The organism is Nitrospira calida (genome assembly GCF_976986435.1).
The window spans coordinates 604,326-620,830 of record NZ_OZ335950.1 but is presented as its reverse complement, the minus strand read 5'-3'; the positions used below and the strand labels follow the sequence as shown (position 1 = coordinate 620,830).

13 protein-coding genes are annotated in these 16,505 nt (G+C 61.0%); 1 reads left to right on the top strand and 12 read right to left on the bottom strand.

What is annotated here, in order from left to right; genetic code table 11:
- Positions 1–4 precede the first annotated feature (4 nt).
- The 7 genes from mraY to asnS all read right to left on the bottom strand — a co-directional run bounded on the left by mraY (position 5) and on the right by asnS (position 8,866).
- A complete protein-coding gene (mraY, locus tag ACWHTU_RS03120; RefSeq protein WP_447861569.1) occupies positions 5–1,081 on the bottom strand; it encodes a phospho-N-acetylmuramoyl-pentapeptide-transferase in 1,077 nt (358 codons plus the stop codon).
- 12 nt (positions 1,082–1,093) lie between these two features.
- A complete protein-coding gene (locus ACWHTU_RS03115; protein WP_447861567.1) occupies positions 1,094–2,566 on the bottom strand; it encodes a UDP-N-acetylmuramoyl-tripeptide--D-alanyl-D-alanine ligase in 1,473 nt (490 codons plus the stop codon).
- 96 nt (positions 2,567–2,662) lie between these two features.
- On the bottom strand, positions 2,663–4,177 hold the full coding sequence (locus ACWHTU_RS03110; protein WP_447861566.1) for a UDP-N-acetylmuramoyl-L-alanyl-D-glutamate--2,6-diaminopimelate ligase: 1,515 nt from the start codon (positions 4,175–4,177) through the stop codon (positions 2,663–2,665).
- Positions 4,178–4,213: 36 nt separating this feature from the next.
- Positions 4,214–5,926 (bottom strand): peptidoglycan D,D-transpeptidase FtsI family protein, encoded by a 1,713-nt coding sequence (locus ACWHTU_RS03105; RefSeq protein ID WP_447861564.1) that lies wholly within the window; start codon positions 5,924–5,926, stop codon positions 4,214–4,216.
- A complete protein-coding gene (gene ftsL / locus ACWHTU_RS03100; RefSeq protein ID WP_447861562.1) occupies positions 5,927–6,259 on the bottom strand; it encodes a cell division protein FtsL in 333 nt (110 codons plus the stop codon).
- A 12-nt stretch (positions 6,260–6,271) separates the two neighbouring features.
- Positions 6,272–7,288 carry a 16S rRNA (cytosine(1402)-N(4))-methyltransferase RsmH gene (gene rsmH, locus ACWHTU_RS03095; RefSeq protein ID WP_447861560.1) on the bottom strand — a complete coding sequence of 339 codons (1,017 nt, stop codon included), beginning with the start codon at positions 7,286–7,288 and terminating at the stop codon, positions 6,272–6,274.
- Positions 7,289–7,573: 285 nt separating this feature from the next.
- Complete coding sequence (gene asnS / locus ACWHTU_RS03090) at positions 7,574–8,866, bottom strand: asparagine--tRNA ligase (protein WP_447861559.1); 1,293 nt, start codon at positions 8,864–8,866, stop codon at positions 7,574–7,576.
- 231 nt (positions 8,867–9,097) lie between these two features.
- On the opposite strand from asnS, the gene ACWHTU_RS03085 reads away from it, so the two are divergent.
- Complete coding sequence (locus ACWHTU_RS03085; protein ID WP_447861558.1) at positions 9,098–10,090, top strand: hypothetical protein; 993 nt, start codon at positions 9,098–9,100, stop codon at positions 10,088–10,090.
- A 47-nt stretch (positions 10,091–10,137) separates the two neighbouring features.
- Here the strand turns inward: ACWHTU_RS03085 and ACWHTU_RS03080 are convergent, their stop codons facing one another.
- The 5 genes from ACWHTU_RS03080 to ACWHTU_RS03060 all read right to left on the bottom strand — a co-directional run bounded on the left by ACWHTU_RS03080 (position 10,138) and on the right by ACWHTU_RS03060 (position 16,416).
- A complete protein-coding gene (locus ACWHTU_RS03080; protein WP_447861557.1) occupies positions 10,138–11,223 on the bottom strand; it encodes a WD40/YVTN/BNR-like repeat-containing protein in 1,086 nt (361 codons plus the stop codon).
- Between the two features lie 89 nt (positions 11,224–11,312).
- The gene (locus ACWHTU_RS03075; protein WP_447861555.1) at positions 11,313–11,810 is read right to left on the bottom strand and encodes a YajQ family cyclic di-GMP-binding protein; all 498 of its coding nucleotides are present in this window, start codon (positions 11,808–11,810) and stop codon (positions 11,313–11,315) included.
- A gap of 32 nt (positions 11,811–11,842) precedes the next feature.
- Entirely contained in the window at positions 11,843–13,834 is a 1,992-nt protein-coding gene (locus ACWHTU_RS03070; protein ID WP_447861551.1) for a carbon starvation CstA family protein, read from the bottom strand.
- A 124-nt stretch (positions 13,835–13,958) separates the two neighbouring features.
- A complete protein-coding gene (locus ACWHTU_RS03065) occupies positions 13,959–14,954 on the bottom strand; it encodes a lysylphosphatidylglycerol synthase transmembrane domain-containing protein (protein ID WP_447861549.1) in 996 nt (331 codons plus the stop codon).
- Positions 14,947–16,416, bottom strand: a complete 1,470-nt coding sequence (locus ACWHTU_RS03060) for a CDP-alcohol phosphatidyltransferase family protein (RefSeq protein WP_447861547.1) — start codon at positions 16,414–16,416, stop codon at positions 14,947–14,949. The genes ACWHTU_RS03065 and ACWHTU_RS03060 overlap by 8 nt, the downstream gene beginning before the upstream one ends.
- Between the last annotated feature and the right edge of the window lie 89 nt (positions 16,417–16,505).

Sequence of the window (16,505 nt, the reverse complement as noted above, 5' to 3'; positions counted from 1 at the left end):
GTCGTCACCGTAACTTCAACGTACTCAGGCTCAACAGCGCGAGCAGGATCGCGATGATCCAGAGCCGAACGACGACCTTCGGCTCCTCCCAGCCCTTCATCTCGAAATGGTGGTGAATCGGCGCCATCAGAAAAATCCGTTTCCCTCTCGACTTGTAGGAGAGGACCTGAAAAATCACCGAAATGGCCTCGATGACGAACACGCCGCCGACCAGGAGCAAGAGCAACTCGTGCTTGCTGATCACCGCCACGGTCCCCAGCGCCGCGCCGAGCGGCAGCGAGCCGACGTCCCCCATGAAGACCGACGCCGGATACGTATTGAACCAGAGAAACCCCAGGCTGGCTCCCAGGATTGCGGCCGTGAACACGGCGATTTCCCCCGCGCCCTCGATGTACGGAATGAGCAGATATTCCGACATGATCCGGTTGCCGGTCACGTAGGCGACGATCGTGTAGGCCATTGCGGCGATCATCACGGGACCGATGGCCAAACCATCCAAACCATCAGTGAGATTGACGGCATTGGAGGCGCCCACGATGACCAGGATCGCAAAGGGGACATACAGCCAGCCCAAGTCCGGCGAGAAGTTCTTGAAAAACGGCACGCTGAGCTTGGTGGTGTAGCTCGGCAGGGAGTACAGGAACAGGCTGATGCCCAAGGCGACCAGAATCTGCGAGGCGAACTTTTGCGCGGCGGTCAGCCCCTTGGACCGGGCCTTGACGAATTTGAGGTAATCGTCCACGAAGCCGACCGCGCCGAAACCGATCGTGGCGATGATGACCAACCACACGTACCGGTTGGTGAGATCGGCCCAGAGCAGGGTGGAAAGGACCACGGCGAACAGGATCAAGAGGCCGCCCATGGTCGGGGTCCCGCTCTTGGCCAGGTGTCGCTTGGGCCCGTCGTCCCTCACCTGTTGTCCCAATTTGAGTTCCTGCAGCTTGCGGATAAGCCAGGGCGCCAGCACGAACGCGATCAGGAACGCCGTCACCGCCGCATAGATGATGCGGAAGCTGAGGTAGCGGAAGACGTTCAGGAAGGAAAATTCCGTGTGCAGGGGATACAGCCAGTTATACAGCATGGGAACTCGGCGCTACCTCACCGCCTGACGATGTCCTCTCAGCCTCTGTCCGGATCCTGCCAAAGCCTCGACGACCTGCTCCATCCTCATGCCCCGTGAGGCTTTCACCAGCACCACGTCGCCCTTCCTGACCAGAGATTTCACGGCGACCGCCGCGGCGCCGGCGTCCGGCACCTCCAGAATCCGGTCCGCTGCCATTCCGCCCCGCCTGGCGCCCTCCGCGAGACTCTCTCCGAGCGCACCGCAGGCGACAAGCAGTGAAATGTTCCGCTGTGCCAGAAAGGCCCCGACGTCCTCGTGCAATGCCCGAGCTTCCGGACCCAATTCGAGCATGTCACCCAGCACGGCAATTGTCCGCTTGGAGGAGCCCAGTTCTGCCAATAATTCAATGGCCGCCTTCATTGACGCCGGATTGGCGTTGTAACAGTCGTCGATGACCCGCATGCCGCGGTGGTCGGCAACCCGAGACCGCATCGCCGCCGGGCGGAACCGCGCCAACCCCTGCGCAATCGCCGCGCCGCCCAGCGACAGCACATGCCCCACCGCCGCCGCCGCCAAGGCATTCAAGACATTGTGCGCCCCATGGACTCGAAGCGCGACCGCCGTGGAGCGGGCCTTGCCCGGCAGCGCCAACCGAAACGCAGCGCCCGTGCGGGCATCCGTCCGCACGTCCAGCGCCCGCACATCTGCCTTGGGTGAAAGCCCGAAAGACACGACCCGGCACTGGGCCCGCGAAGCGAGGTAATCGAAGTACGGATCGTCGGCGTTCAGCACGATCGCGCCGTCTTGCGACATCTGATCGAGCAACTCCGCTTTGGCTTGGGCAGAAGCCTCTATGCTGCCGAAGAACTCCAGATGGTCAGGGCCAATATTTGTGATCAGCCCGATCGTCGGCCGTACGATCTCGCACAGCCTGGTAGTCTGTCCCTTCTGATCGACGCCCAGTTCGACCACCGCGGCCTGATGCCGCGGCGTCAATCGGAACACAGTCTGCGGAACTCCGATGCGGTTGTTCAGATTGCCTTCGGTTTTGAGCACCGTCCAGCGCTGAGCCAGGACGCTGGCAACCATTTCCTTGGTGGTGGTCTTGCCGTTGCTGCCGGTGACCGCGACGACGGGAATCGTAAAACGGCTGCGATGGTGGGCGGCCAGTTGCTGATAGGCGAACAGGGTGTCCCGGACGCCGAACAGGAGCGGCTCTGTCCTTTTGGTCCCCTGCTTGTTGGAGCTCGTGAGGCTCGCGGCCGGAGGGCGATACTGGTCCTCGACGATCGCCCCGATCGCACCCAGTCGGAGCGCGGCTACCACAAACTGATGACCGTCGAACTGCTCTCCCTTTAAGGCGACAAAGAGATCGCCACGACGGACTGAGCGGGAGTCGGTGCAGAGTCGGGCAATGCGCCGTTTGAGCCAACCGTCGCAGCGCCCGGCGAGCACTTTCACGCTGATCACTTCGAGCAATTCTTCGACGGTAAAAAGCGACATGGTAAGGTTCGCGCTCGGATGGGTGATCCATGATCGGCGCCAATGAGAAATGACCTCTGATGAATGCGCCGCTCCTCACGGATTATCCGTCATTCATCACCCATCCCTCATCACACCTCTGTTCAGGATGGCCTCTCTCGCCACCTCGCGATCGTCAAAATGAAACTTGGTGGTGCCGATGATCTGGTAATTTTCATGCCCCTTCCCGGCAATCAGTACCATGTCCCCCGGCCGAGCCTCGCGGACAGCCGCCTCAATGGCCTGTCGGCGGTCCGCGATCATCTCGTACCGGACATTGGATTTGGCCGCCAGCGCCTCTCGGACGCCGGCCTCCACCTCCCGCAGGATCGCCATCGGATCTTCGGTACGGGGATTGTCGGAGGTCAGCACCACCACATCGCTGTACCGGACGGCCGCGCGCCCCATCTTGGGACGTTTTCCGCGATCCCGGTCGCCGCCGCAACCGAAGACCGTGATGATCCGGCCGGTCTTGAGCGACTGTGCCGTCGTCAGGAGCCGCACCAGCGCATCTTCCGTATGCGCATAGTCCACAACGACCGTGAAGTCCTGTCCGGCCTCCACGCGCTCGAACCGGCCGGGAACATCGCGCACCTGCTCGAGGCCACTGCGCACCTCGTCCGGCGACAACCCTTCCTGCAGAGCAACCCCGATGGCTGCTAACACGTTGTACACATTGTGCTCTCCGACCAATCGACTTTCGACCGGAAACCTACCAGCCGGCGTGACAGCCGTGAATCGCGTACCGTCCAGGGAGAGGTGCACGTCCTCGGCGCGGATATCCGCCCGGTTTCGGATGGAATAGGTCCAGACCGGCACGGCACAGGCGGCGCGGACCAGTTCCCCGCGCGGATCATCCGCGTTGACCACGGCCCGCTTGGACATTCCTTTGGTCCCGCTGACCGAGAGGCCGACGAAGAGCTTCAATTTGGCCTGAAAGTAGTCATCCATGTCTCTATGGAAGTCGAGATGGTCCTGCGTCAGGTTGGTGAAGACTGCGACGTCAAACTCGCAGCCGACGGTGCGATCGAGCGCCAGCGCGTGCGAGGACACTTCCATTACCGCGGAGTCCACCCCGGCGCAGACCATGCGGGCCAACAGCGCCTGCAAGTCCAACGCGCCGGGCGTCGTATGGGAGGCGGGGATCACCTCGGTTCCAATCAGGTACGCCACCGTGCCGACCAGCCCGACCCGCCGGCCGATCGCTTCCAGAAGAGCCTTGCAGACATAGGTGACGGTCGTCTTGCCGTTCGTTCCGGTCACCCCGATCATGCGAAGCCGGGAAGACGGGTTCCCATAAAACCGGCTTCCGAGCAAGCCTAATGCCAGGCGAGAATCCTTCACGCGAATCAACGGGATCTCGCAATCGACCACCTCGCTCTGAACCACCACGGCGCCAGCGCCGGACCGAATCGCCGATCCAATGTAGGCATGACCGTCCGCTCGTTCGCCCCGGACGGCAACAAACAAGGCCCCCGGCTTCACGCGTCGCGAATCGTCGGTCACATCGGCGATCGGCACCTGAAGATCGCCTCTCCGCTCGACGATCTGGAGTCGATCTTTCAACGGCTCGATCAGTTCGTCCAGCGTCATGGTCCTTTATCCCAACGAGGATCCGGCTTGCGCCGTTCACATCGCCATCGCCAACTTGACCGTTTCGTTGGACGTCACCCCGAGATATGGGAGCACCTGTTCGGCGACCCGACGGAAGACGGGAGCGGCCACCGCGCCGCCCCAGGCCTCCGTCTGCGGCTCATCGATGACCACGATCATCGCCAGCCGTGGATCTTCGGCCGGCACATACCCGACGAACGAGCCGACGAACTGCGTCGGCGAATATGCGCCGGTTCGTGGATCGATTTTCTGTGCCGTACCTGTTTTCCCCGCGACGCGGAATCCAGGAACCGCCGCTTTGGTCCCCGTCCCCTCCGTCACCACTCCTTCGAGGATACGGGTCAGCGTCCTGGCCGTCTGCGCAGAGATAATCCGGCGTTTGACCTGCGGGACGGACTGCTTGACCAGTCGCCCTCCGGCGTCACGGATCTCGGATACGATGTACGGCTTCATCAGGAGGCCCTCATTGGCCACCGCCGACACTGCGGTGATCAGTTGCAACGGCGTCACACCGACCTCCTGACCCATCGCGATGGATGCGAGCGAGCGGCGTCCCCAGCTACGCGGATTCTTCAGGAGGCCAGTCGCTTCGCCGGGCAGGTCGATGTCCGTGCGCTCACCGAACCCGAAGGCTTGCAGGTACCGGTAGAAGCGGTCCGGCCCCAAGGCCATGGCCGCCTTCGCAGCCCCGATATTGCTTGACCGTTGAATGACCTGGGCAAAAGTCATCCAGCCCGACTTCTCATGATCGTGGATGACCGTGTTCGCGACCGTCATCCGCCCATATTCGCCGAACACCAGGGTCCCGGGCGTCATGACGTGTTCTTCGAGTGCCGCGGCGGCGACAATCACTTTCATCGTTGAGCCCGGCTCGTAGGCGTCGGTCAGCGCCTTGTTGCGCCAGCGATCAGGAGACAGCGCCGCTACCGCGTTCGGGTCGAAGCGAGGACTGACGGCGAGGGCCAGTATCGCGCCGGTCCGCGGTTCCATGGCAACGAGAATGCCCGACTTCGCGTGGGCGGTATTGACGGCTGCTTCCAGCTCCTTCTCCGCCACATACTGAATGACTTCGTCGATCGTCAGTGTCAGACTGTGCCCGGGGGCCGGAGTCTGTTCCCTCAGATCTTTCGGAAACACGGTGCGCCCCAGCGCATCGCGCTGCAGCACGACCATCCGTTTTTCTCCGTGCAGATAGGTTTCGTACCGACGTTCCAACCCCTCCAACCCCTGCCCGTCCATTCCGGCGAACCCCAGGACATGCGAAAGCAACGGACCTTTGGGATAAAAGCGACGACCCTCCATAACGAGCCCGATACCATCGAGGGGCATTTGTTCCAGCCTTCTCCCCTGATCCGGATCCAGCTTGCGCGCCAACCAAACAAAGCTGCGGTCCTGTTTGAGCTTTTTTTCGATTTCAGCGGCCCGGACGTGCAGAACAGGAGACAGGTGGCGGGCTACCCCGCTCGGGTCGTCCAGCAAGGTCGGCATACCGAAGACCGACGGCACTTCGACATTGATAGCCAGTACCTTCCCGTGTCGGTCGTAAATGGCACCCCTCGGTCCTTCCAGCGTGACCGTCTTGCTGTGCTGCCGATCCGCCTTCACGGTCAGCTCGGCCGCCTGCAGCACTTGCAGGGTGAACAACCGGATCAGGACGGCGGCAAAGCCGGCTATGAACACCAGCGCGACCGCGAACCGCCGCCCCCGATAGGAAAAAGCATCCGCCATTTACCGCACCTTCCTCGACACGTCGTGCTTAGCCAGTTTGATTTCGAACTCCGCCAGTGAAGTGGGTGACGGCGCCTCAGGCTCCAAGCGGACCACCACCACCTGATCCTGCCGAGGCGGAACCATACCCAATTTTTCCGTTGCCACCTTCGCGATCCGCGCCGGCGACGTGAGCGACGAGACTTTGACCCGCAATTCATCCCGCTCCCGTTCGAGGCGAACCTTGTCCGATTTAAGCCGCTCGATTCGGTAGCCGAGTCTCACCATGTCGACCCGTTCCCAGACAAATGCGAGCAGGAGCGACATGGTCATCAGGAGCGTCAACGTTTTCATCGGCGCATCCCCTTATGGCAGGCGTTCGGCCGCGCGCAGCTTTGCGCTGCGGGACCGCGGGTTCCGACTTCTTTCTTCTTCGGTCGCCGTTCGCGGCTTTTTGGTCAGAACGGCCAACCGAGCGTCCGGTCCCCGCGATAACGACCGGAACGCCTCCTTCACAACGCGGTCCTCCAGCGAATGGAATGAAATCACGCACAGTCGACCCTTGGGGGCCAGCACATCGACGGCGTCGCGGATCGCGGGGCCGAGCACGGCCAGCTCTTGATTCACGGCGATCCGCAACGCCTGGAACGTGCGTGTCGCGCAATGAATGCGCCCATGAGCGTACGAAGCCGGCACGGCTTGCTGGATCACACCGACCAACTCGGACGTGGTGCGAAACGGTTTTCTTTCACGAGCCTGCACCACCGCTCTCGCGATCCGCCGCGCGTACCGCTCTTCGCCGTAGCGATAAATCACATCCGCCAGATCGCGTTCAGGCAGACGGTTGACAAGCTCTTCCGCCGTTGCCCCGCGTGTTCGATCCATCCGCATGTCCAGGGGACCGTCGGCCATAAAGCTGAATCCTCGCTCAGGCTGATTGAGTTGAGCCGAGGAAACGCCGAGGTCGAACACCACTCCGTCGACCTGTTCGATGGCCAGTGAACGCAGGCAGTGCTTCAGGTCGCTGAAGTTCGCCTTCATCAGGCGCACCCTGTCTTCGAAGAGGCGGAGTCTACGCCGTGCGGCCGCAACCGCGTCGTCATCCCGATCTATTCCGATCACCATTCCATCCGGTCCGCAACGCTCGAGGATCGCAGCCGCGAATCCTCCCTGTCCCACGGTGCAGTCGAGGTATCGTCCTCCGGGACGACACGCCAGGTAGGCCAACACCTCTTGCAGCATGACCGGAACATGGCTGTAATTCTGTTCGCTTATAGTCTTTCCACTATCATCCACTTTTTCCCACTGCGGGTTGGAGTATACACTCCGGAAAAGACTTGTCAATAGAAATTTCATAGACTTGGAAACATCTTTGAGATCCAAATTTTCCGCTCGACCGCGTGCCAGTGCCTGAAGATTTCAGTTTAGAGTTTTTCTTGCCTTATCCATGCATGGACTCCTCCCGACGCGCCGTGATGTTGGCCAAGATTCCGGCACTGCAAGACCACCGGCTCCTGTGGGAAGCGTCGGCTTCTTGTGCCCGAGAGGGGATGAGCGAAAGAATGGTCCGGGCGCGCGGGACAATTCAGCTCGTACAAGAACGAGGAGGAAACCAGGTCCATAACCGCGACCCCGCTGTTCAGGGACATCGCGAAGAGAGAATCTCCTTCAGGGGTAGAGCTTGTACAACAAGCGGGGGAAAGGAATCGTCTCGCGCACGTGGTCGAGGCCGCAGATCCAGGCGACCACGCGCTCGATCCCCATACCAAATCCGGCGTGGGGCACGGAACCAAAGCGCCGCAGGTCGAGATACCATCGAAAGGCGTCTTCCGGCAGCTTATGCTCTCGAATGCGAGCGAGAAGCTTGTCGTATTCGTGGATGCGCTGTCCGCCGCCGATGATTTCACCGTACCCTTCCGGCGCCAACACATCCATGCAAAGCGCCAATTCAGGCTTGACGGGATCGTTCTGCATGTAGAAGGCTTTCAATGCGGTGGGGTAGCGGTGGACAATGACCGGACGATCGAATTCGTTCGATAACAGGGTCTCCTCGTCTCCGCCGAAGTCGTCTCCATGCTGAATCGGATTGCCCTTTCTTCGCAGGAATGAGACGGCTTCTTCGTAGGTGATGCGGGGAAATGGACGCTTCACCCGTTCAAGTTTGCCGACATCGCGCTCCAATGTCGCCAGTTCGGCACGTCGAGCGGAGAGAACCCGCTCCACAATGTACACGAGGAACTCTTCGGCCAGATCCATCATGTCCGGCAGTTCCGCAAAGGCGACCTCCGGTTCGACCATCCAGAATTCCATCAGATGACGGCGTGTCTTCGATTTTTCCGCCCGAAACGTCGGCCCAAAGCAGTACACCTTGCCGAACGCTGCAGCGGCCGCTTCACTGTAAAGCTGCCCGCTCTGGGTGAGATAGGCCGTCTCGTCGAAATACTGGGTCCGGAACAGCGTGGTGGTGCCCTCGCACGCATTCGGCGTGAAGATCGGCGCATCGATGAGCACGAAGCCCCGCTGGTCAAAAAAGTTGCGGCAGGCGCGTATGATTTCGTGCCGAATTCTCAGAATGGCATGTTGGCGGCTGGACCGGAGCCAGAGATGCCGATGTTCCATCAGGAACCCGACGCCGTGCTCCTTGGGCTGAATCGGAAAGGGTTCGGCAATCTGGATCGGCTCGATGCGCGAAACCTCCAATTCGTACCCGCCGGGCGCCCGCGAGTCCTGCCGCAATCGGCCGGTCACCATCACCGAGGATTCCTGGGTCAGTCGGGCGGAGACGCTGAACTGCTCCTCTCCCACACTCCCTCTGCTGACGACAGCCTGCAGGTCTCCAGTTCCATCCCGAATGATCAGGAAGTGCAGCTTACCGCTCTCGCGGCGATGCCTCAGCCACCCGCGGATGGTGACTTCCTGACCGGCATAGCGAGCCACATCTTCAATGTAGACCACCGCCATCTCGTCTCGTGAGCCCTTGATTTTCCAGGATCTTTGCGGCGCTGGCAGCCTATCTGATTCCGGCCAAGCTTTTCAAGGCTGCTCAAAGCGCTTCTTTCGTTGACATTTCGTTGAGCTGGAGATGACAATGACACCGTGTCGGATCGCGTACCATGCCGCCTCACGCTACCGCTACGGGGTCGTGTTCTCGTAGCCTTCGCGATTGCCGCCCATGGGGCATCTCTAGAGCTCGTGCTGGCCAAAGAGTTCAAGCTCGATAACCCGTTGAATGCGCCTCCCTCTGTCTACTGGTGTCCGAACCGGACACCCGATCAGCAAATCGCTGTAAAACCGGAACCTGGCTGCAAGCCGTTGTACGACGAGCAGGAAGAGGTACGGTTTAGGAAACAGGCGGAGCAGAGGGGAAAAGAATTCCAGGACCGCGAACTCCTTAAAGTGGTCGAAATCCAGAATGCTGCCTCGGCCTTCGCTAAGCAATACCGGGACTTTCTGACATGCTGCGCTACCAGGGTCGCTTCCGTTGAAGAGATCGATGACTTGATTGACGAAGCGAATTACATATTGAAGTCGGTCCAGCAAAAGGGCATTTTTAATTCAACAGGGTTTGGAATCGGCTTGGGAAGCGATGGCCTGGGGGGTGGCCCTGGAGAAAGTCCCAAGCTAGGTACGTTCGCCCGACAATGGACGCTCAGCGAGATTATCGGCACAGTCGCCCGCGCGCGAGACGATCTCTCCAAGCTTCAGGTTAGGTTGCAACAACTCGGCGAAGCGAAGGAGAAAGTTGAAACGCTAGATTTTGAATCCGCCGGGCGTGAACGATACAGAATTCAGCAGGAGGAGGAGGCCATCGGAAAAGAGTTTCGGGCCAAACGGCCACCTCCTGCCGCCGCAACCGGTATGGAGATTCAAGATACAACACTGCCGACACGGATTGGCGGCGACATCGAAGACACGACCCTTAACCCGAACTTTGGAGCCGATATCGGTTACACCGTCTCACCTTATAGCAACGTTGGAGAATCCTTGAAGCCGAGAAGGGGCGAGGATGTTCAAGACACAAACTTACCGAACCGTTTCGGCCCAAGCACGCAAGACACGACCTTGCCCTACAGTTTTGGTTTCGAAATCGATAAGGCCCAGAACCCTGAGGGATCCTCGACCGTTCCCCTGCGCGGCATTGGGCCAGCCATCGGCGATTCAAGCCTGAACGACAAGCGCAAGTAACCTCAAACTTTCTCACCTTCGTCAGTCACTTCCTGATGAGAGACTGATCACGGGGGTATCTCTCCGGTCTCCTTCACCGGCGGCATCGGCTCCCATGTCTCGCCGCCGTCGCGGCTGCGATACAGACCACTTCCGTTGGTTCCCACAAAAAAGGTCTTTGGATCGAGCGGACTTTGGGCGATCGAGCGGACGTTTAGCGTCGCCAAACCGGTGTTGAGCGCTTTCCATGTTGCGCCGCGATCCTCACTCCGAAACACTCCTTCTCGGCCGATCACGTACAGTACACCGGCGCGGGCTCGGTCGAGCAGTAGAGAAATGATCATCTGGTCCGGCAACGACTCCCCGATACGAGTCCACGATCGAGCCGCGTCGGTCGATCGGTAAAGCCCGCTCAACGTGGCAGCGTACACCGTATTCGGTTCGTAAGGATCCACTTGAATCGCCGTCACATTCAATGCGCGGGAAGATTTCACCATTTCCGGCGGCACCAGGCCGTTGTTGACCTTTTCCCAATGCGCCGCTCCATCGACCGATTTATACACGCCGCCACTCGTCCCCGCGTACAGGATCGACGGACGGTTCGGATCGAGGCAGAGGCTGACGACCATTAGCACTTCCTTCATCCCCTCCATCCGCTTCTCCCAACTCTCCCCGCCGTTTTTCGATTCGAACACCCCCATCGTCGTGGCCACAAAGAGATGGGTGTTATCGGACGGGTCGAACACGAACTGATTCACCACGGACGTGATCGTCGCATCGTCCAGCCCCGCCCGTAGGGACGTCCACCGCTGTCCCCCGTCGTAGCTCTTATACACCGCGTCGCCTTTGGTCCCGGCGTAGACCGTCGCCGGATAGGCCGGATCGACGGCCATCGAGATGACGCGGGAATGACTCATGCCCTTGGAGATGTTCCGCCAGGTCCGCCCGCTATCCCTGGTCTTATAGATATAGTCGTTCGTCGCGACGTACATGATGTTGGGATTCGTCGGATGAAGCTGAATGACGACGATCGGATCGCTCCGACTGCAGCCGGTCAGCACGATGACGGAGCAGCACAAGACCGCGACCGCCCACCTGCGGAAGAAATTGCGGGCGGCAGTCGCCGGCGCCGCAAAAGGCCAGAACGCGTGCACGTTCGAACGCCACGGCGTCCGCCGCCGTCTTACGGCAAAGGGAGGGAAGCAACCGGGGACACGGTTGGGGGCCGTTCCAGCATACCGGTTCAGCGGTAATTCACGAACTGGAGATCGATGCCGAAGTCTTTCTGCTTGAGCAACGCGATCGTCGCTTGCAGTTCGTCTTTGCTCTTGCTCAAGACCCGAACTTGATCGCCCTGGATCTGTGTCTGGACCTTGAGCTTGGCGTCGCGAATCTCTTTGGAGATCTCCTTGGCTGTTTCCGAGGGAATTCCACTTTGGATCGTGATCACCTGCCGCACAGTTCCGCCCAGCGCCTCCTCGACCTTTCCATAGTTCAACGCCTTCAGCGAGACATTGCGCTTGACGCATTTGGTTTTCAGGATATCCAGGACCGCCTTGAGCCTGTATTCGTCATCGGACACCACGGTCAGCTTCTTGTCTTTTTCCTCCAGCGTTAACTCGGTCTTGGAGTGCTTGAAGTCGAATCGCTGCCGAATCTCCTTCAGGGTTTGATCCACCACGTTCTTCATTTCCTGCATATCCACGCGCGACACAACATCGAATGAGAACTGATCCGCCACCGGAACGCCTCCCCGTCAACACCACGATCGATCTAACAGCAGCCGTTGATGGGAAACTGCGATCCTCCGCACGCTGTCGGATGCGCCCGCGCGGCCGACCCGCCCCCCATCACGACCACTTCGCTGCTGGTGAAGGGCCGCTTCAAGACCAGGTACCCGTACCATTGCACCGCGCTATCCGCCAGCGCGATGACCGCCAATGACGCCACGGCTGCGACCAGCCCGGCGTCCAGATAAAGCGCAACCGCTTCTCCCGCCTCGCGGGCCATAGCCGCCTTCCCCAGAAACAGACCAAACATCTCATAGCAGCCGGTCAGCGTGATTGCGCCGACGAAGACCATCGGCACTGATGTCACCCACAAGAATCGCCATTTCCGCATCTTAATCAGCACCGTCGTCCCGATACACAGCGCCAATGTCCCCAGCAACTGATTCGCCGCGCCGAACATCGGCCAGATTGTCGAGATGCTCCCAGTCGCGATGAGATATCCCCACGCCACGACGACTGCGGCGCTGCTGGCGATCACCCCGGGCCACCAACCGATGTGCCCCAACGGCGCATAGACCCGCCCGCCCAACTCCTGGATCAGATACCGCGCCACGCGGGTGCCGGTGTCGATGGTCGTCAAGATGAACAACGCTTCAAACACCAGCGCGAACTGATACCAATACGCCATCAGGCCGGCCATACCGGGCAAGGCCGCGAAGATGGACGCCATGCCAACTGCCAGCGACACGGCGCCACCGGGCCGACCGGCCACCTCGACCTCGACCAGCCGCGAGAGGTCCTGAAGACGTGCAACGGGAAACCCCATCGCCGCCAGCGCATCGGCGGACAGCGTCGTGTTGATCGCCAGGTAGTCGCCGGGGATCAACACCGATGCCGCGATCAACGCCATCACTCCGACGAAACTCTCGAGCAACATCGCGCCGTAGCCTATCGGCGCATGCGACTCGCGTTCGATCATTTTCGGTGTCGTGCCGGATGAGACAAGCGAATGAAAGCCGGAGATCGCCCCGCATGCGATCGTGATGAAGAGAAATGGGAATAACGCGCCGGGAATGATCGGCCCGCCGCCGTGGGCGAACGCCGTGAGGCGAGGCATTTCCACCGTCGGAGCCATCGCGATCACGCCTAGGGCGAGCAACGCCACGACGCCCAGCTTCATGAACGTCGACAGATAGCCCCTGGGGACCAGCAGCATCCACCCTGGCAGAACCGAGGCGAGAAACCCGTACCCGGCCAGCAACCATACCAGCGTGGATCGTTTATATTCGAACCAGTGTGCAACGGATGATTGCGCCACAACCCGCCCCAAGATCACCGAGGCGATTAACAGCACTACGCCCAGCGCCGACACCTCGCCCACCCGACCGGGTCGGAATTTCTGGAGATAAGAGCCCATGAGGAAGCCGATCGGGATCGTCATCGCGATGGTGAAGGTCCCCCACGCATTACGATGCAAGGCGTTCACCACCGCAAATCCCAGACCGGCCAACGCCACGATGACGATAAACAGCACGGCCGCCGCCGTCGCGGTACCGGTCACGGTCCCCAACTCGTCGCGCGCGATCTCCGGCAACGAGCGGCCGTTTCGCCGCATGGAGGCGACCAGAATAACGAAGTCCTGGACCGCGCCAGCCAGCACGGCGCCGATCACCAGCCAGAGAAACCCGGGCAGATAACCGAACTGGGCCGCCAGCACCGGACCCAGCAGCGGCCCCGCTCCGGCGATCGCCGCGAAGTGATGACCGAACAAAATGTACCTGTTGGTGGGATGAAAGTTGACGCCATCGTTCAGGCGGTGCGCCGGGGTGATGCGCAGATCATTCAGTTCGACCACCCGGCGTGCCAGCCAACGACCGTAGAACCGAAACGCCAACACATAGAAGCAGGCCGCCGCGACAACCAGCCACAGGCCGTTCACCCGTTCGCCGGGGTTCACGATACCGGCGACGAAGCCGAATGCCACGGCGCACACCGTCGCGGTCAAAACCCAGACGAACGCCTTCAACGCCTTCATGCGGCGTATCCTAACAAGGCGTCAGATACCTGTAAATGGGAGCCGACGTCCGGCGACTCAGACCCTCCGGCACGATGAAACGAGCGGGCAAGTGCTCTCGCCCTCTCCAACCGGCGATCAGTGATCATGGCCCGACCCGAACCGGTTCCCTCCGGTATCCCAACGCGGCGAGGCACAGCAATCCGATCGCAATCCACACCAACTCCCGAAATCGTCGCAACAGCGCGAAGGTGATGCCCGTGACTTCGCTGTACCCGAAAGCGGTGAGGAGCAGCAGATTGCCGCCGTCCTGGGCGCCCAAGCTGCCGGGGATGAAGAACGTCCCGCCTTTAATGAAAACGGCAAGCGCTCCGATGGAGACAGCCGACAGAAGCTCAGCCGGCCCGCCCAAATAATAAATCATGACGTACACCTCCAACGCTTCGGCCAGCCATCCCAGGAAGAACATGCCTGTCGAGGAATAAAACCCGCGCCGATTGCGCGTATAAAATTCGAGGATCGTCTTGTCCAGGGACCGCAGTTTGTCCTCTCGCGCCTCAAGATAGGCGACATTGACGCCCAGTGCGCGCAGTCTCGTCAGCAGCCATGTAAAAATGCCCCGGCGCTGCACCATAATGAATGCCGCCGCCCCGAACGCGAGCAGGCCGACACTCACGAAAGCCGCCAGAACGGTCTGCCCCGATGAGCTCGCTCCCTCGAGCGACCAAAAAGCGAGCGCCACGCCGAGGAGGATAAAGCACACCTGGGCAACCGTCATCGTCGTCTTGGCGATCACAACCGATGCAAGCCCCTCCACCATCGGGATCCGATGCCGCTTAAGCAGATAGGCCTTGAGCGGCTCGCCGCCGAGGTACGCCGTCGGCGTGGTCATGTTCACGACCTCGCCGGCCGTTCGGATCACCAGCAAGCGCCAGAACGGCACGGCAGCCGCACCGGGACCCAGCGTCAGCCGCCAGCCGTAGGCTTCCAACACATACATCGCCGCCGACGGAAGGAGCATGACGCTTAGTGCCCCGGGGCCGAGCCGCGCCGCCGCGTCATAGATTCGACCTGGCCCGATATGCCAAACGAGCGCGACGAGCGTGAGAAGCCCGAGGAGCAGGAGAAAGAGTTTAACCACGCGAGCCCAGCGAAGGGCGGATGACCCACAGCAGAATCATCCAGAACGCCGTCGACCCGATCGCCGCCAGCCACAAGAACCAGTCGAGCTTGCCGAGCAGCGCAAAGAGCAGCACGACGACCGAGAAATCGCGGCTGGCCACATTCTTGAGCAAGAAATTCGACCAGGCCGCCTGGACGGGATTGTTCCAACCGCGGATTGTACGGATCCGTTGGACACGGCGCACGAGCCAGAACGAGCAAGCGTTCCCCAATATCGCGGCCGCGCCCAGAGCCAACGGGATCCACGCACCGTGGCCCTCACCATGTTGGGTATACGCCCCCCAAGCGATGCCGGCGAAGATCGCCATATGGACGACGTTGTCGGCGGTGATGTCCAGCCAAGCGCCGAGCGGCGACTCGGCGAAGGTCAGCCGAGCTACTTCGCCGTCGCAGCAATCGATGACCGCCGCCAGTTGAAACAGCAGCGCGGCGCCCACGCCGGCCGCGTAGCCGCCGACGGCGAACCCCGCCGCCGCCGTCAAACCGACGACCGTGGAGACGACCGTCACAACGTTGGGGGAAAACCGCAGCGCAAGAAACAGCTTGGTGAAGAGCTTCGAGACCTTCCGGTTGAAATGGCGATCCACGAAGCCTTCGAACTCGCCTTTCAAGGACTGGAACAAGGTCCGCTCGGCCGCTTTCACGCCGGACGCATCCCGCACATCCTGATACCACTGTCCGGATCCCGCTTGCGCGGGCACGACTTTAACCCGGCCGTCAAGGACGGCCTGCTCCAGAATGCGCCTGATCGGATGGGACGTGGACGGTCTTGCGACAGCCGCCAGACTCGAGCGGGAACTCGACGACGGATCCGGCTGGAGCGCAGTGCCGAGCCGGCCGGCCGACACAACCAGAAGATCGGCTGCGATGCACCCCCCGGTCTGTTCCTGAGAAACGGCCAGCGAGACCAGGCGATCCGCCTCATACCGAACGAGAGGGTTGCCGGGGTTCCCCTGTCGCCACGAGTCTGCGGCGCTATACACGACCAGCGCAGCTTCCCCCTCCTGCAGCCCATCGCACAGCCGCTCGATCAATCCCTTGGAGAAAACCGCCTGCACGCTCGCAATCAGGCAGAACCCTTTCACGTCCTCGGCCAACGCCTCCCAGGTTCGCGGATCATCCGGCGGAAATTCGCGGATTGGTCTCCATCGCACCGGAACGGTCACCGTCGGGCCTTGACGCAATGTCCGCCTAAGGGCTTCCTCCTCGCAGCCGGCCAGGACGATCACTTGATTGATCCCCGCACGCTCAAGCGTTAAGACCGCGCGCTGAAACAACGTGAGCCCTCCGACCTTGGTCAGCGGACCGATGTTTTCGGACAGGCTCCTTCTTCTATCGGCGAACAGGCCCGTCGTCGTCAGCAGGATCGCCGTGGTCAGCCCCTGTATATCCGTTCGCTTCTGAACCGCGCTTCCACCCATGCTTCACGCAACGTCGTCCGTCAAACGTCACTCGCGCGGAGATGCACAGGACGCCCTCGCTTGGCGATCGACGGTCGATGATCCCGCCG

Bases quoted from the DNA above. Each gene is read 5' to 3' on its own strand.
- mraY (WP_447861569.1), bottom strand. From the start codon at position 1,081: ATGCTGTATAACTGGCTGTATCCCCTGCACACGGAATTTTCCTTCCTG.
- ACWHTU_RS03115 (WP_447861567.1), bottom strand. From the start codon at position 2,566: ATGTCGCTTTTTACCGTCGAAGAATTGCTCGAAGTGATCAGCGTGAAA.
- ACWHTU_RS03110 (WP_447861566.1), bottom strand. From the start codon at position 4,177: ATGACGCTGGACGAACTGATCGAGCCGTTGAAAGATCGACTCCAGATC.
- ACWHTU_RS03105 (WP_447861564.1), bottom strand. From the start codon at position 5,926: ATGGCGGATGCTTTTTCCTATCGGGGGCGGCGGTTCGCGGTCGCGCTG.
- ftsL (WP_447861562.1), bottom strand. From the start codon at position 6,259: ATGAAAACGTTGACGCTCCTGATGACCATGTCGCTCCTGCTCGCATTT.
- asnS (WP_447861559.1), bottom strand. From the start codon at position 8,866: ATGGCGGTGGTCTACATTGAAGATGTGGCTCGCTATGCCGGTCAGGAA.
- ACWHTU_RS03070 (WP_447861551.1), bottom strand. From the start codon at position 13,834: ATGAAGGCGTTGAAGGCGTTCGTCTGGGTTTTGACCGCGACGGTGTGC.
- ACWHTU_RS03060 (WP_447861547.1), bottom strand. From the start codon at position 16,416: ATGGGTGGAAGCGCGGTTCAGAAGCGAACGGATATACAGGGGCTGACC.